A 15,988-nucleotide genomic window follows, 5' to 3' on the forward strand; every position below is an offset into this window, starting at 1 on the left:
ATGGCAGCCGAGCGAACCATCCTCGCCACCTCGGGCGGTCTTCGCCAGGGCGAGCGCACCTATTTCGAGTTCAGCGAATTGACACAGTTCGCAATCGAACTCGCCGGTGTCACCGGCCGCGCACCACGTGTCTGCACGATCGCCACCGCGTGTGGCGACAGCCCACACGTGCTGCACGCCCTGGCGGAGGCGGCAAAGGTCGCCGGCTACGACCACTCCCACCTGCAGCTCTTCCCGATGCCGAACGTCGCCGATCCGGCCGAGCACCTGCTCGGCCAGGACGTCATCTGGGTGATGGGCGGCTCGGTCGCCAACCTGCTGGCCGTATGGCGGGTGCACGGCCTCGACCATGCGATGCGAGCGGCCTGGGACGCCGGTGTCGTGCTCACCGGAGTGAGCGCCGGTTCGATCTGCTGGCACACCGGCGGCACCACGGACTCCTTCGGTGTCGACCTGCGCCCGGTGACCGACGGGCTCGGCCTGCTGCCCTACGGCAACGGCGTGCACTACGACGCCGAGGAGCGGCGTCGGCCGCTGATGCACCGGCTGGTCGGCGACGGCACGCTGCCGGAGTCCTTCTGCACCGACGACGGCGTCGGTCTGCTCTACCGCGGCACCGAGTTGGTCGAGGCCGTGTCCGAGGTCGACGGCGCCGCCGCCTACCGGTTGGTCCGCAACGGCGACACCGCTGTGGAGACCCGCATCGAGCCACGCCGGTTGTGAGGATGCGCCAGGCCGACTCACACCATTCGCGGAGCCGGCAGTCGACATCGCCTGCGCGGTCGTCGAGGCACACATCACCGGGTTGACCGCCGGTGACGCGACGGGCCCGCTCGCGGACGCTCGGTGTCGCCTGATCATTGCGGCACTCCACTATCTGGTCGAGCCCGACGACGTCATACCCGACCATCTGCCGGAGGGGCACGTCGACGACGTGGCAGTGCTGCGCTCGGTCACCCGAGTCGCGACCGGCGAGGCTCCCGCCGAGTAGGTCGGATTGTCGCCGCCGAGTGCCAGACTCGGCGACATGGCGCAGACGACACCCCGGCAGCGGGTCCGGGACGTGGTGGCGCGCGACGGCGAGCGTGCGGTCGTCACGCGGTGCGTGCAGCTGCTCGGGGGTGCACCGGATCCACCGCTGATCGAGGTGCTCGGCGGGGCGAGTGCGCCATACGTCCTCAGTGGGCACGAAGGCGGCCCGGGCGGATACTGGCCGCGCACCTGGGCGCTGCGTGCGTTGCTCTACGCGTGGGATCCGGTCGCCGAGTCGGCGGTCGTCGCGGCCTGCTCCGACGATCACTGGCGGGTGCGCGAGATGGCCGGGAAAGTCCTCGCCGCCCGAAAGCCGGCGTCCGGCGCCGCCCGCGCCGCGCTCGATCGACTGGCCGCGGACGACAATCACCGCGTGCGCGCCATCGCCGAACGTGCGACCAAGTCAATGAACCACTGATATTCAGTCGGATTCGTCCATATCGTCCGATTCACAGCTCTCTTTCAACTAATGTTCCGGAATCTGACAGGTGGCGGCATTAAGGACATCCGCCGCGCAGGTAAGGGACGACCACAGGAGAGTGCACGGGCGTGAGACGTCATGGAATGAGACTGGGGACGGCCGTCATCGGCGCCCTGGCAATGGCGACCGGTATGACGCTGGCCGCGACAACCCCGGCCAGCGCGGCCGACGGCGACACCCAGGTGCAGATCCTGGGGATCAACGACTTCCACGGCCGCATCCAGGCCAACGGCCAGGAGGCGGGCGCTGCGGTGCTCGCCGGTGCGGTCAACCAGTTGCGAGCCGAGCAGCCGAACACCGTGTTCGCGGCGGCCGGCGACCTGATCGGCGCGTCGACCTTCGAGTCGTTCATCGCGCACGACAAACCGACGATCGACGCGCTCAACGCCGCCGGCCTCGAGGTGTCCGCGGTCGGCAACCACGAGTTCGACCAGGGCTACGACGACCTGGTCAACCGCGTGATGGCGCCATACGACGCCTCGACCAACCCCTATGGCGGCGCGCAGTGGAAGTACCTCGGCGCCAACGTGAAGTTCAAGGACTCCGGCAACCCCGCACTGGACCCGACCTGGGTCAAGGAGTTCAACGGCGTCAAGGTCGGCTTCGTCGGCGCGGTCACCGAGCACCTGCCCGAGCTGGTGTCGCCCGGCGGCATCTCGAACATCCAGGTGACGAACATCGCCCAGGCGGTCAACCAGGAGGCCGACGCGCTCAAGGCGAGCGGAGACGCCGACATCGTCGTGATGCTGGTGCACGAGGGCGCCCCGAACACCGACTGTTCATCGGTCACCGACCCGGCCAACGACTTCGGCAAGATCGTGACCAACCTGGACGACAACGTCGACGCCGTGATCTCCGGCCACACGCACCTGACCTACAACTGCATGGTCGACGTCCCCGGCTGGGCGGGCCGCGCGGTGCATCAGCGTCCGGTGGTCTCGGCGGGCCAGTACGGCTACAACCTGGACCAGCTGAACTTCACCGTCTCGAACGCCGGTGAAGTCACGGGCGTGCAGTCCAACACGCTCGCCCTGACCGAGCAGGTCCCGGACCCCAAGGACCCGACGAAGACGATCTGGGTGCCGCACTACGCGGCCGACGGGACGGTCGGGCAGATCGTCTCCAAGGCGGTGGCCAACGCCGACGTCCTGGGCGCGGTGCCGCTGGGCAACATCGGTGGACCGTTCAACCGGGCGAAGGACTCCGCTGCCGTCGAGAACCGCGGCGGTGAGTCCACCCTCGGCAACCTGGTCGCCGAGGCCCAGCGCTGGGCGACCGAGTCCGCGACAACCGGATCGGCCCAGATCGCCTTCATGAACCCGGGTGGCCTGCGCGCCGACATGACCGGCAACAACGAGTCCGGCTACCCGGCGGTGCTGACCTACAAGCAGGCCGCGACCGTGCAGCCGTTCGCCAACACGCTGGTCAACATGACGCTCACCGGCGCGCAGATCAAGACGGTGCTGGAGCAACAGTGGCAGCCGGCGGGCGCGTCACGGCCGTTCCTGCGCCTCGGCATCTCGAAGGGATTCACCTACACCTACGACCCGGCCGGCGCGAGCGGCGACCACATCCGGCAGATGTGGCTGAATGGCGGGCCGATCGACCCGGCCGGCAGCTACTCGGTGACGGTCAACTCCTTCCTGGCGACCGGTGGCGACAACTTCCTGGAGTTGGCGGCCGGTAGCAACAAGAAGGACACCGGCCAGACGGACCTGCAGGGCATGGTCGACTACATGGCGGCGAAGGCCTCGAATGCTGCTCTCCCCGTTGACAACTCCCAGCGCTCGGTCGGCGTTCACTTCCCGGCGGGTGCGCCCGCGGCATACCACCCGGGTGACACGGTGGCGTTCGATCTGTCCTCGCTCTCGATGTCGACGGGCACCGTCAAGGACAGCTCGGTGACGGTCAGCCTGGGAGACACGACACTTGGCACCTTCCCGGTCGACAGCACGCTCGGCAGCGCGAAGGACGACGAGACCGGCACCGCCAGCGTGAGTATCGTGCTGCCGGCCGGCACTCCGGTCGGCACCGCGGCGCTCACCATCACCGGCAACAGCACCGGCACCACTTCACAGGTGCAGGTGCCGGTCGAGGCCGCACCGACGACCGGCACGACGGTGCGCCTCGACGCGCAGGGCACCGTGCAGCGCTACGGCAAGGGCAACGGCACCAAGGTCACCGCATGGGTCACGCCCGAGACCGGCAAGGCCACCGGTGTCCCGGTGCAGTTCGTCGACAACGCGGCCCTCGTCGCGACGGTCACCACCAACGGTGCCGGCAAGGCGGACCACTGGTTGCCCCGCGACGCGGCTCTCGGCACGCACAGCATCACTGCCGTCTACACCGCGCCGAACGGCGCAGTGGTCACCTCCGACCCGGTCGTGATCACCGTCGTCAAGTAGTCCCGCCTGACCGAATTGCCCCTCCCGCCGGCTGACCAGTCGGCGGGGCGGGCCTTTCTTCCTCGGTGTCTCGGCGCACAGATTTCACCGGCGAAGCAATGCTCACCGGGCACGTGCCACGGGGTGGTACCAAGAATTGGTGTTCTTCGTCCATGGCACAGAACACCTCCGTCAGCCTGGACGAGCACTTCTCGAGCTTCCTCGCCCGCCAGGTTGCGTCGGGGCGTTACCGGTCGGCCAGCGAGGTTGTCCGGGCAGGGCTGCGCCTGCTCGAGGACCGAGAGACGCAACTTGCGGCGCTGCGTGCCGCGCTCGTCGAGGGTGAAGCCTCCGGCACAGCTGAACCCTTCGACTTCGATGCCTTTATCGCTGGCAAGAAGCAGTGAAGGGATACCGCCTCACACCTGCGGCGCAGCAGGATCTTTCGGAGATATGGGACTTCACCCAGGAGCGGTGGGACGCCGACCAAGCGGAGCGATACCTCGCCGAGCTCAGGGCAGTGGTCGAGCGCATCGCCGCCGATCCGCGGCGCGGGCGCGCCTGCGATGAGATCCGGCCGGGTTACCGGAGGTACGGCGTCGGCAGTCACCTGGTGTTCTATGTCGAGACGGCCGAGAATGTGGATGTCGTTCGGATCCTGCACCAGCGCATGGAGCCGTCCGAGCGCCTTTAGGTGCCGTGCGAAGCAGCCCCTCCCATTGAGCGGCATACCCGTGCATTGAGCGGCATACGGAAGCCCGGCAAATCGATACGCCGGTCAATGCGTCGGTATGCCGCTCGATCGTGCCGCGGCCAGACATGAGAAAGCGCGGCCCGGGATCTCCCGGACCGCGCCATCACGGTGGAGCCGCCTGTCGGAATCGAACCGACGACCTATTCATTACGAGTGAATCGCTCTGGCCGACTGAGCTAAGGCGGCATGGCCAGCGGCGGTGCCGAGGCCGCGACGAGTATACGCAGGAGACTGCGCGGACAGCGAATCGGCGGCCTGCCGGCCGTTCCCGTTAGACACATCGCGCGGTACAGCGCGATGTGTCTAACCGAAGCGCCCGGGGCAACCATCTTCCTGGTCGGCGCGGAGGGTCGATCAGCCGCCCGGCTCTCCGGCGAGCATTTTCGTGATCGCGTCGTTCACCACGCGCGCGCCGGGCTCGCCGAGGGTGATCGTGTAGTGGTTGACGTCGGGCACGTCGCGCCATACGAACCGCGGGTGCCCGGCTGCCCAGGCGTCGAGTACGGCCGGCGGGTAGAGACCGCCGTCCTCGTTCAGCAACCCACGTGGCGCCCGGAGCAGGAGCGCGTCGGCGACAACCGACCGCCACGCGACGTCGGCCGGCCCGCCGACGAACATCTCCAAGTAGTCCTGGCCGATCAGGTCGGCCGCCACCGTGCTCCGGTATGGCGGACCGGAGCCCAGGTCATAGTTGGCATAGGCCGCGACGGCGTCGTTCCACCCGTCGATGAACGCGGGATGCCGCTGCCAGAACGCCTGGAAGTCCTCCCGACTCGGGAAGTCCATGCTCAGGCGTTCCACCGCCGGCCCGAGCCCCGCCTTCATCAGCGCCGCCAGGTCCACGCCGGCCGGCACCGGGAACGGCACGCCGCCGTCGACCAGCAACAGCCGGCCCACGGTCTCGGGATGCTGACCGGCCAGGGTCGCGACGACGAAACCACCCATCGAGTGCCCGACCGCCAGGTCGCACCGGCCGTCGGCCAGCTGTTCCAGCACCGCGACACAGTCGGTCGCGTGCTGCGGCATACCGCACGGACCGGGCAGTGAGCCGGACCGGCCGCGACCCCGCAGGTCCGGTGCGAGGATCACCGTGCCCGGCGTCACGGCCGCACCGATCAGCTGCCACGAGGTGTGATTGGCGGTGATGCCGTGCACCGCGAGCACCACGCGTTCGACCGGACCGTCGCCCTGCCAGCGGCCGACCCGCAGGGAGCCACCACGCACCGGAACGTCGTGCGTCGTGTGTTTCATCAGTCACCGTCCGAAGGACGGGCATGAGCACAGGCACGGATGCGACGCTGAGGAACGAAGGGTCGCATCAGTGCGCCGACCAGCCGCCGTCGAGGGTGAAGCTGGTGCCGTTCGCCATACCGGCCGTCGGACCGCACAGCCAGGTCACCAGATCGGCCACCTCGGACGGCTCGGCGAGTCGCTTGACCGCGCTCTCGGCCAGGAACACCTTCTCGACGACCTCGTCCTCACTGATCCCGTGCGTCCGAGCTTGGTCGGCGATCTGCTTGTCCACCAACGCAGTTCGCACATATCCAGGACTGACGCAGACGCTGGTGACGCCCTTACCGCCGCCTTCGAGCGCGATGACCTTCGAGAGCCCTTCGAGCCCGTGCTTGGCCGCGACATACGCCGACTTGTATGCCGACGCGCGCAATCCGTGCACCGACGTGATGTTGACGATGCGGCCGAACCGCCGTTCGTACATCGCCGGCAGCACGGCGCGCGTCAGCAGGAACGGCGTCTCCAGCATCAGGGTGAGGATGAGGTGGAACTTCTCGGGCGGGAAGTCCTCGATCGGCGAAACGTGTTGAATGCCAGCGTTGTTCACCAGGATATCGTGGTCGAGTCGCAGGTCCGCGAGCGCGGCGGGGTCGGCCAGGTCGACGACCCACGGTGTGCCGCCTACCTTGTCGGCGACACGACCCGCGGCCTCTTCGTTGATGTCCGCCACGGTCACGGACGCACCCGCCTCTGCGAGGGCCACCGCGCACGCCTCACCGATACCGCTGCCCGCGCCGGTCACCAGCGCTCGCTTGCCGGTCAGGTTCACGCTCATCCGGTTCTCCTTCGCTCGGCGATGCTCCCGCCGTCGATTTCAGCAGGTCTTGCCCGCCGGAGGGATCGTTCCCTTCAACAGGTATGCGTCCACGGCGTTGTCGACGCACGACGAGCCCATCATGTATGCCGTGTGGCCGTCCCCGTCATACGACAGCAGATGACCGCCCGTCAGCTCGTGTGCCAGCCGCACCGACCAGTCGTACGGTGTCGCCGGGTCCCGGGTCGTCCCGAGGACCAGGATCGGGCCGGACCCGGCCGCGGTGATCTTCTCGGGTTTGCCGGTCGCCTTGATCGGCCACTCCCCGCACGCGAGGCCACCCCACGCCAGCATCGGTCCCCAGGTGGGCGCCGCCTTCTGGAACGTGGCGACCTCCTTGCGGTAGGTCGCCAGGTCGGACGAGGCGCCCCGGTCGAGACAGTTGACCGCGTTGATCACCTGCATGATGTTGCCGTTGTAGGTGCCGTCGCTGTTGCGGTCGGCGTATTGGTCCGCGAGCGCCATCAGCTTGTCGCCGCTGCCGTTGAACGCCGCTTGGAAGGCGTCAGTCAGCGACGGCCAGGACGACTTGTCGTACATCGCGTCCGCGATGCCGAGCGTCGCCCAACCCTCGGTCAGCTCGGTGACGTCACCCTCCCCCGTGACGGGCAGCGGTTTGGCGTCGACTGCCTTGAGAAACGAGCGGATTCGCGTCATGCCGGCGTCGACACTGCTGCCGAGCGGGCAATTGCTCTGCGCGACGCAGTCGCGCACGTAGGACCGGGTCGCCTGCTCGAAACCCTTCGCCTGACCGAGGCTCTCCTCGGTGGCCGTGATGTCCGGCGGCACCACCCCGTCGAGCACGAAGCGACCGACCCGCTTCGGGAACAGCCCCGCGTAGGTCGACCCGATGAACGTGCCGTAGGACTTGCCGAGGTAGTCCAGCTTGTTCTCGCCGAGCGCCGCGCGCAGCACGTCCATGTCCTTGGCGACCTCGACGGTCGACACGTGGCCGAGCAGGGTGCCGGCCTTCGCGAGGCAGGCCGTGCCGAAGGCCTTGTTCTCCTGGGCCGCCTGCTGCTGCTGGGCGGTGGTGTCCGGTGTCGGGTCCTCCCCGAGGTAGCTGTCCATCTGCGCGTCGCCGTAGCAGGTGATGGGCGCGGACCGCTGCACCCCGCGCGGGTCGAAGCCCACGATGTCGTATGACGAGCGCACGTCCTTGGTCACGACGTAGCCCAGGGCGGCGGCCGCGGCATAGTCCACCCCGGAGCCACCCGGGCCGCCCGGGTTGACGACGAGGGCGCCTTTGCGGTCACCCGTCGCCGCAACCTTGTCGACGGCCAGCTGGATCGTCGCGCCGTCCGGCTTCGCGTAGTCGACCGGCACGGTCAGCTTCGCGCACTCGGCGCGGCCGCAGGAGCTCCAGTCGAGCTTCTGCTCGTAGAAGCGCGCGAGCGCGGACGGTGTGCCGGCGGTAACACCGGCTGCCGCGGTGCCGCTCGTGGATCCGGCCGCGGTCGAGGCGCCGGCCGACGACGTCGCGGCACTGCTCGCGGCGGCGTGCCCGGGGTCGCTGCTGCAGCCGGTCGCCATCACCATACCGATGACTGTGACGCCTGCCAGCCCGGCCACCTGCCGTCGTCGCACCATGAAGCTGCACGTTACGTCATCGACCTTGACGGAGTCCGGCTCCGGCCGGTGCCGGTGAAAACCGGTTGCCGCAAGGGTGTTCGCTGCCCGACGCTCGACACCATGCCGGTGATCGCCGACGGCCTACGGCTCGAGTTGCTCAACACGTCGCACGAAGCGGAGCTCGAGCGATTCGAGCGCACCAACCGGGCCTTCTTCGCACGCCGGATCGGTGACCGCGGCGACGACTACTTCGAGCACTTCGCCGAGCGGCTGGCCGCGCTGGCGGCCGAGAACCGCACCGGCACGTCGCTCATCACGGTGATCGTCGACGATGCCGGTGCGATCGTCGGGCGCGTCAACCTGACCGACATCGACGACCCGGAGCTGACCGAGCTCGGCTACCGCGTCGCGGAGGAGGAACAGGGCCGCGGCGTCGCGACCCGGGGCGTCGACGCGATGCTGGAACTCGCCGCCGAGCACGGCGTCCGGACGATCGCTGCACGCGTCGCCACGACGAACCACGCCTCGCAGCGCGTGCTCGAGCGCTGCGGCTTCGTGAGGACCGGGCCGGCCGACGCGCCGGAGGGCTCCCGCGCCCGCTTCATCGGCTACCGTCGCAATCTCTGACCGCCCCGGTCAGCCGCGCGCCGGAGCCTGCAGTCCGATCGCCATGGCCTCCAGCGCCAGCAGCGGCGGCACGTTGGCCTCGATCCGCTCCCGTGCGGTGCCGATGGTGTCCATGGCGAGCAGCAACTGCTCACCGGTGCGGGTCTCGGCGAGCCGCTGAACTTCGTCTCCGAGATCGGCGTTGATCAACGGCACCGTGGTGCCGGCGCGCACCACGAGGGCGTCGCGGTAGATCGACAACAGGTCGACGAGGGAGCGGTCGATCACGTCGCGGCTGAACCTGGTCGCGCGTGTCTTCTGCTCCTTCTCCAGCGCCGACAACTGCGAGCGCACGTGCGGTGGCTGGGTGCGAGCGCTCGGGTCGGCGCCCAGTTGCGCCATCAACCGGGCCTTTTCGGCGGCGTCGCGCTCGGCGGAGGATGCCGAGGACTCCTCCCCGGCGATCGCAGCCAGGTCGGCGGCAGCGGCCATCGCGTCGCCCAGGTGCCGGATCTGCCCGGCGAGCAACAGGGTCTTGCGGCGTCGTTCACGCGCCGACTCGTCGGTCGCGAGGCGCTTGGCGAGACCGACGTGCGACTGGGCCGCGCGCGCAGCGTCCTCTGCCAGCTGCGGGGCGATGCCGTCCCGCTGCACGAGCAACCGGGCGACCGCCTCGACCGGCGGCGTGCGCAGTCGCACGTGCCGGGTCCGTGAGCGGATGGTGATGATCACGTCCTCCAGCGACGGTGCGCACAACACCCAGACGGTGCGCTCCACCGGCTCCTCGAGTGCCTTCAGCAGGGCGTCCGCGGCGCGCTCGGTCAACCGGTCGGCGTCCTCGATGATGATGACCCGCCAGCTGCCGATGCTCGGCCGGCGCTGGGCGAGGCCGGCCAGCTCCCGGGCGTCCTTCACCTGGATCGACAAGCCCTCGGTGGCCATCACCGTCACGTCGGCGTGACTCTGATCGAGCACCGTCCGGCACTCGTGGCACTCGCCGCAGCCGCCGGTCGGGCACTCCAGCGCCGCGGCGAACGCGCGCGCCGCGATCGAGCGACCCGAGCCGGGCGGCCCGGTGAGCAGCCACGCGTGGGTCATCTTGCCGCGGTCCGCCACCGCCGCCTGCAACGTGGCCACCGCCTGGTCCTGCCCGATCACCTCGTCCCAAACGGTCATGGCCGGCCCACCCGCTCACTGACGATCGCCGCGATCTCCTCGGCAGGCAGGCTGGCATCGACGACGAGGTAGCGGCTCGGGTCGGCAGCCGCGAGTTGCAGGTAGTGCTCGCGCACCCGGGCGTGGAAGTGGTCCTCCTCCGACTCCAGCCGGTCGTGCACGTCGCCCCGTCGGGCGCGGCCGATCTCCGGCGTCACGTCGAGCAGCACCGTCAGGTCGGGTAGCAGGTCCTCGGTCGCCCACAGCGAAAGCGCTCTGACCTCAGCCGGTTCGAGCGCGCGCCCGGCACCTTGGTAGGCCACCGACGAGTCGAGATAGCGGTCCTGCAACACGACGGCGCCACGAGCGAGCGCAGGCCGAACGACCGTCGCGACGTGCTGCGCGCGGTCCGCGGCGAAGAGCAGCGCTTCGGCGCGCGGCGCGACGTGGTCGCCGTGCAACAGCACCTGGCGGATGCTGGTCCCCAGTGCGGTGCCCCCGGGCTCGCGGGTCACGACGACGTCATACCCGGCATCGACCAGCCGCGCACGCAGCAACTCGATCTGGGTCGTCTTGCCCGCACCGTCGCCGCCCTCGAACGCTATGAACACGATCCGGAGCGTAGTCGGGCCGGCCGACAGGTGCGCGAGCGCCGACCGCTGAGCCCTGCCCTAGGTTGGTCGTATGACGCAAAGCTCCTCTCCCCTCAGCGATTCGACAAACCGCGCGCTGACCGCAACTGCGATCGAGGCGCAGCGCGCCAGCCGCACACCGGCGCTCGTGGCGGGAGTGGCGCGACACGGCACGCTGCTCTGGGACGCCGCCGTGGGCCAGGCAGACCTGTCCGACCCGAGCGTCCCACTCGGCGCGGACACGCAGTTCCTCGTCGCGTCCAACACCAAGACGTTCACCGCGGTGCTGATCATGCAGCTGCGCGACGAGGGCAAGCTGTCGCTCGACGACACCGTCGACCAGCTGGTGCCGGGCACCACACATGCCCAGGTCACCATTCGCGAGATGCTGGCGCACGTCAGCGGCATGCAGCGCGAGCCGGTCGGCGATGTCTGGGACACCTTGGAGTTCCCCGACCGCGACGGCTTGCTCGCCGGCTGGAACGACGCGGAACGGGTGCTGCGCCCGCACCACCGCTGGCACTACTCCAACCTCTGCTACGCACTGCTCGGCGAGGTGGTCGCCCGCCTCGACGGCGGCAGCTGGGAGGCCTCGCTGCAGCGACGGCTGCTCGATCCGCTGGAACTGCGCCGCACGACGCTCTCCCTCACCCCGCCCCGCGCCGGCCTCTACTACGTGCCGCCGTTCACCGATGTGCCGGTCGAGGAGCCGGTGCTGACCAAGAACACCACCGCGTCCGCCGGCGCCTTGGCGAGCACCTTGGCGGACATGGTCCGGTGGCACGGCTTCCTGCTCGACCCGGACGAGGAGATCCTCTCTCCCGACACCGTCGAGGAGATGCGCCAGCCCCAGATCGCCGCCGACGGCGGGTGGAACACCGCTTGGGGCCTCGGTCTCGAGCTCGAGCGCCGCGACGGCCGGATCTGGTTCGGCCACACCGGTGGTATGCCGGGCGGCATCACCGGCTTCTTCTCCGAGCCGGAGTCGGGCACCACGGGCGCGGTGCTGATGAACAACTCGATCTCCAAGGACCCGGCGGGCACCGCCATCAAGCTGGGCGCGTATATCGTGGTCCACGACCCGGAGCTGCCCGAGCCGTGGACCCCGGGCACGGTCGAGCCGGAAGAGCTCAAACCCCTTGTGGGGCAGTGGTTCTCCGAGGGCAACGAGTTCACTTTTGCCATCCGCGACGGGAAGCTGACCGCGCGTCTGACGAGCGCACCGTCGAGCGTGCCCGACTCGGTCTTCGAGGCCGAGGGCGATGACGTCTATCGCACGGTCAGCGGCCGGGAACGCGGCGAGCGGCTCGTCATACACCGGAGGGACGACGGGTCGGTGCGCCAATTCAACTGGGCGACCTACCGGTTCACCCGAGAGCCGTTGGGATTCGGCCAGCCGACGCCCTGACGTGGCGGCGACGACCGCGCGCCGAAGGCGGCCGACTCGAACGAAATGAGTTGGCCGCCTTCGGTGTTCGCGAGGAGTCGGAGCATTCCGACGCTGATTACTTGGTCCAGCGGATGTTGTGCTCGTAGTCGTTGTAGACGACGGTCGACACCGTGGCGCCGGGGATCTGGTAGATGTAGCAGCTGCTTCCGGACTCACCCGGAGCGAGCTTCTTGGAGTCGCTCGTGCACGCGTCGGTGTCGCCGTAGATGCGCTTGGCGTTCTTGACCGAGGAGCCGATCTCCGGGTGGAAGAACAGTCCGTTGATGGAGTTGGTGCCGAAGAAGGTCGAGTTGACCTTGATCGGGGCGACGTCGAACTTCAGGTAGTAGATCGTCCCGTCGGTCTTCTTCAGGCGTGCCTCGTTGTAAGCGGACGCCGGCGCAACCTCCAGCGAGGTCGGGGTCAGTCGGTAGGTGTCGTCGTCGTCCTTGATGACCGCGGGCTGACCGATCGTGAACTTGCCGTCCGGGTTGCTGACCTGGGTCGGCCCGGTGACCGGCTTGCTGGCGTCGGATGACGTCTCGCTGGCCTCCGAGGTCGTGGTGGACGTCTCCGGCGCACTCGACTCGGTGGTGGTGGTGCTCGGAGCAGGCGCGGCCGAGGTCGTCGTGGTCTGCGACCCGGTCGGTGTCGTCACACTCGTGGTGTCGTTGCTGTTGCACGCTGCCAGGCCCAGGGCCCCGGCGACGGCGACGGCACCGACCAGAGTGCGACGAAACGTGTTGCTGGGCATGACTTTTCCTCCGTGAAGTATCCGTTCAGCACCGCAGATGACGGCTGCGTGCGCTCCCCATGCGTCCTGCGTGGCGATCGAGCTTGTGACGGTGCTCGTCCGGGCAGGGTTCCCCTCGAAGCGTATAGATTCTCGACGGATCCGGCGAATCGTCCGCAGTGCGGACGATTCGCCGGATGGAAACGCCTACTTCTTCGCGGTCTTCTTGGCGGTCTTCTTGGTCGTGGTCTTCTTCGCGGTGGTTTTCTTGGCGGCTCGCTTGCGCGTGGTCGGCCCCTTGGCTCGCTTCTCGGCGAGCAGCTCGAAACCGCGCTCGGGCGTGATCGACGACGGGTCGTCGCCACGGCGCAGCGTCGCGTTGGTTTCGCCGTCGGTGACGTAAGGACCGAAGCGGCCCTCCTTGACCACCACGGGCTTGTCCGACACGGGGTCCTTGCCGAGCTCCTTCAGCGGCGGCTGCGCGGCACGGCCACGTCGCTTCGGCTCGGCGTAGATCGCCAAGGCCTCCTCGAGGGTGATGTCGAAGAGCTGCTGCTCGCTCGCCAGGGAGCGGGAGTCGGTGCCCTTCTTCAGGTAGGGACCGTAGCGGCCGTTCTGCGCGGTGATCTCCACCTGCTTGGCCTCGTCACCCTCACCCTCGGTGACCGTGCCGAGCACCCGCGGCAGGCTGAGCAGCTTGAGCGCGGTCTGCAGGTCGACGGTGGCGAGGTCCATGTCCTTGAAAAGACTGGCGGTTCGCGGCTTGGGTCCGGCGACCTTCTTGGCCTTCTTGGGCTTCGCGTCATCGGCCGGTGCCGGCGGCTCGGGCAGCACCTCGGTGACGTAGGGGCCATATCGTCCCGCCCGGGCGACGATGTCGTGCCCGGTCTCGGGGTCCTGGCCCAACACCCGTCCGTCGTCGTCCGCGGCCACGAGCAACTCGCGTGCCTTCTCTGGAGTCATCTCGTCCGGCGCGATGTCGTCGTTGATGGTGGCGCGGCGCGACTTCGGCGCCTCGGCCGTGTCCGTCGTCACCTCGCCGGTCGACGGGTCGACGCCGTCCGGCACGACCTCTTCGACATACGGGCCGTAGCGGCCGACGCGCACGACGATGCCGTCGCCGATCTCGATGGTGGAGATGGCGCGTGCATCGATGTCCGGCAGGCGCTCGACCATCTCCTGCAGGCCCTCGCTGCTGTCCGGGCCGGCCGCGGGAAGCCCTGGCGCGCGGTCGTTCCCGTCGCCGAAGTAGAACCGCGTGAGCCAGTCGACACGGCCGATGTCACCGCCGGCGATGCGGTCCAGACCCTCCTCCATCGAGGCGGTGAAGTCGTAGTCGACCAGCGACGGGAAGTGCTCCTCGAGCAGCCGGACCACCGCGAACGCGGTCCACGTCGGGATCAGCGCGGTGCCGCGCTTGTTCACGTAGCCGCGGTCCTGGATGGTGGCGACCATGGTCGCGTAGGTCGACGGGCGCCCGATGCCCATCTCCTCCATGGCCTTGACCAGGGTGGCCTCGGTGTAGCGCGGCGGCGGACTGGTCTGGTGGCCTTCTGCTTCCGCGCGCAGCACGTCGACGGCCACGCCCTCGGAGAGCTTGGGCAGCCGGCGTTCGGTGTCGTCGCTGGCGTTGCGCTCGACGTCACGGCCTTCTTCGTATGCCGCGAGAAAGCCGCGGAACGTGATGACCGTGCCGGACGCGGTGAACTCCGACCGCTGCGCGACACCCGAGTCCTCGATCGGCACAGCAAGTTTCACTGTTGCGGTGCTGCCGCGCGCATCGGCCATCTGGGAGGCGACGGTGCGCTTCCAGATCAGCTCGTAGAGCGCGAACTCCTCGCCGCGCAGCTCGCCGGCGACCTGCGCCGGGGTGCGGAAGGTGTCGCCGGCGGGACGGATCGCCTCGTGCGCCTCCTGGGCGTTCTTGACCTTGGCCTGATAGCGACGCGGCTGGTCCGGGACGTAGTCGGCGCCATACAGATCACGGGCCTGGGTGCGTGCGGCGCGAATCGCCGACTCCGACAACGTGATCGAGTCGGTGCGCATGTAGGTGATGTAGCCGTTCTCGTAGAGCCGCTGCGCGACGCTCATCGCCGCCTTGCTGCTCATCCGCAGCTTGCGACCGGCTTCCTGCTGCAACGTGCTCGTCGTGAACGGCGCACTCGGCCGCCGCGTGTAGGGCTTCTCCTGCACGGCGCTGACCGACGCGACCGCCGCAGCGACCGACTCAGCGACGGCGTTCGCCTGAGCGGCGTTGAGGTGGAAGACGTTGTCGTTCTTGAGGTTTCCGCGGTCGTCGAAGTCGCGGCCGGTGGCGACCCGGGTGCCGTCGAGCGACGTCAGCTTCGCGGTGAACGCCTGGCTGGTGCCGCCGCCGGGCGCGAACTCGCCTTCGACGTCCCAGTAGGAGGCGGCGCGGAACGCCATACGTTCCCGCTCCCGCTCCACGACCATGCGGGTGGTGACCGACTGGACGCGGCCGGCGGACAGGCCTCGCCGGATCTTGCGCCAGAGGACCGGGCTGACCTCGTAACCGTAGAGCCGGTCGAGGACGCGACGGGTCTCCTGGGCGTCGACGAGCCGGTCGTCGAGGTCGCGCGTGTTGTTGGCGGCGCGCTGGATCGCGTCCTTGGTGATCTCGTGGAAGACCATCCGCTTGACGGGCACCTTCGGCTTGAGCACCTCGAGCAGGTGCCACGCGATGGCCTCGCCCTCGCGGTCCTCGTCGGTGGCCAGGTAGAGCTCGTCGCTGTCCTTCAACAGGCGCTTGAGCTCGGCGACCTTCTTCTTCTTCGCGGTCGCGACCACGTAGTAGGGATCGAAGCCCTCCTCGATGTTGACGGCGAACTTGCCGTAAGGGCCCTTCTTCATTTCCGGCGGCAGCTCCGACGGATTGGGCAGGTCACGGATGTGTCCCACACTCGCGTCGACGATGTAGTCGTCCCCCAGATAACCGCCGATCTTCTTCGCCTTGGCCGGCGACTCGACGATGACAAGCTTGCGCGCCACTCGTGTTCTTCTCACTCTCTGTCCGACGTGCAGTGGATTCGTCACTGCTTCGACGTGCGAACGCGTCGCAGTCTATGCACGACTGTCTGATCGG

Annotated in this window: 15 protein-coding genes and 1 tRNA gene; 8 read left to right on the forward strand and 8 right to left on the reverse strand. The window is 68.7% G+C overall.

Annotation, left to right across the window (positions count from 1 at the left end; genetic code table 11):
* The 6 genes from ACN8HC_RS08405 to ACN8HC_RS08430 all read left to right on the forward strand — a co-directional run bounded on the left by ACN8HC_RS08405 (position 1) and on the right by ACN8HC_RS08430 (position 4,591).
* Complete coding sequence (locus ACN8HC_RS08405) at positions 1-723, forward strand: Type 1 glutamine amidotransferase-like domain-containing protein (protein ID WP_490074380.1); 723 nt, start codon at positions 1-3, stop codon at positions 721-723.
* A gap of 82 nt (positions 724-805) precedes the next feature.
* Positions 806-991: a DUF1232 domain-containing protein gene (locus ACN8HC_RS08410; RefSeq protein WP_490074381.1), complete on the forward strand. Its 186-nt coding sequence runs from the start codon at positions 806-808 to the stop codon at positions 989-991.
* A gap of 36 nt (positions 992-1,027) precedes the next feature.
* Positions 1,028-1,450 carry a hypothetical protein gene (locus ACN8HC_RS08415; protein ID WP_490074382.1) on the forward strand — a complete coding sequence of 141 codons (423 nt, stop codon included), beginning with the start codon at positions 1,028-1,030 and terminating at the stop codon, positions 1,448-1,450.
* Between the two features lie 146 nt (positions 1,451-1,596).
* On the forward strand, positions 1,597-3,918 hold the full coding sequence (locus ACN8HC_RS08420) for a bifunctional metallophosphatase/5'-nucleotidase (protein WP_490074383.1): 2,322 nt from the start codon (positions 1,597-1,599) through the stop codon (positions 3,916-3,918).
* A 152-nt stretch (positions 3,919-4,070) separates the two neighbouring features.
* Positions 4,071-4,304, forward strand: coding sequence for a type II toxin-antitoxin system ParD family antitoxin (locus ACN8HC_RS08425; RefSeq protein ID WP_490074384.1), 234 nt, complete (start codon positions 4,071-4,073; stop codon positions 4,302-4,304).
* Entirely contained in the window at positions 4,301-4,591 is a 291-nt protein-coding gene (locus ACN8HC_RS08430) for a type II toxin-antitoxin system RelE/ParE family toxin (protein ID WP_490074385.1), read from the forward strand. Before ACN8HC_RS08425 ends, ACN8HC_RS08430 begins: the two co-directional genes overlap by 4 nt.
* A 169-nt stretch (positions 4,592-4,760) precedes the next feature.
* Here the strand turns inward: ACN8HC_RS08430 and ACN8HC_RS08435 are convergent.
* The 4 genes from ACN8HC_RS08435 to ACN8HC_RS08450 all read right to left on the reverse strand — a co-directional run bounded on the left by ACN8HC_RS08435 (position 4,761) and on the right by ACN8HC_RS08450 (position 8,348).
* A tRNA-Thr gene (locus tag ACN8HC_RS08435) sits at positions 4,761-4,837 on the reverse strand.
* 168 nt (positions 4,838-5,005) lie between these two features.
* Positions 5,006-5,902 (reverse strand): alpha/beta hydrolase, encoded by an 897-nt coding sequence (locus ACN8HC_RS08440; RefSeq protein ID WP_490074386.1) that lies wholly within the window; start codon positions 5,900-5,902, stop codon positions 5,006-5,008.
* Between the two features lie 67 nt (positions 5,903-5,969).
* A complete protein-coding gene (locus tag ACN8HC_RS08445) occupies positions 5,970-6,719 on the reverse strand; it encodes a 3-hydroxybutyrate dehydrogenase (RefSeq protein ID WP_490074387.1) in 750 nt (249 codons plus the stop codon).
* Between the two features lie 39 nt (positions 6,720-6,758).
* Positions 6,759-8,348 (reverse strand): alpha/beta hydrolase, encoded by a 1,590-nt coding sequence (locus tag ACN8HC_RS08450; protein WP_490074388.1) that lies wholly within the window; start codon positions 8,346-8,348, stop codon positions 6,759-6,761.
* A gap of 102 nt (positions 8,349-8,450) precedes the next feature.
* On the opposite strand from ACN8HC_RS08450, the gene ACN8HC_RS08455 reads away from it, so the two are divergent.
* Entirely contained in the window at positions 8,451-8,957 is a 507-nt protein-coding gene (locus ACN8HC_RS08455) for a GNAT family N-acetyltransferase (protein WP_490074389.1), read from the forward strand.
* 9 nt (positions 8,958-8,966) lie between these two features.
* Here the strand turns inward: ACN8HC_RS08455 and ACN8HC_RS08460 are convergent, their stop codons facing one another.
* Together ACN8HC_RS08460 and tmk are read right to left on the reverse strand one after the other, a co-directional pair.
* A complete protein-coding gene (locus tag ACN8HC_RS08460; protein ID WP_490074390.1) occupies positions 8,967-10,112 on the reverse strand; it encodes a DNA polymerase III subunit delta' in 1,146 nt (381 codons plus the stop codon).
* On the reverse strand, positions 10,109-10,702 hold the full coding sequence (gene tmk / locus ACN8HC_RS08465; RefSeq protein ID WP_490074391.1) for a dTMP kinase: 594 nt from the start codon (positions 10,700-10,702) through the stop codon (positions 10,109-10,111). Before tmk ends, ACN8HC_RS08460 begins: the two co-directional genes overlap by 4 nt.
* 73 nt (positions 10,703-10,775) lie before the next feature.
* Here tmk and ACN8HC_RS08470 point away from each other — a divergent pair, with 73 nt between their 5' ends.
* Complete coding sequence (locus ACN8HC_RS08470; RefSeq protein WP_490074392.1) at positions 10,776-12,131, forward strand: serine hydrolase domain-containing protein; 1,356 nt, start codon at positions 10,776-10,778, stop codon at positions 12,129-12,131.
* Positions 12,132-12,228: 97 nt separating this feature from the next.
* On the opposite strand, the gene ACN8HC_RS08475 is transcribed toward ACN8HC_RS08470, so the two are convergent.
* Together ACN8HC_RS08475 and topA are read right to left on the reverse strand one after the other, a co-directional pair.
* Positions 12,229-12,906, reverse strand: coding sequence for a hypothetical protein (locus ACN8HC_RS08475; protein ID WP_490074393.1), 678 nt, complete (start codon positions 12,904-12,906; stop codon positions 12,229-12,231).
* Positions 12,907-13,092: 186 nt separating this feature from the next.
* Positions 13,093-15,894 carry a type I DNA topoisomerase gene (topA, locus tag ACN8HC_RS08480; RefSeq protein WP_490074394.1) on the reverse strand — a complete coding sequence of 934 codons (2,802 nt, stop codon included), beginning with the start codon at positions 15,892-15,894 and terminating at the stop codon, positions 13,093-13,095.
* Positions 15,895-15,988: the final 94 nt, after the last annotated feature.

Source organism: Flexivirga sp. YIM B11880 (genome assembly GCF_058148645.1).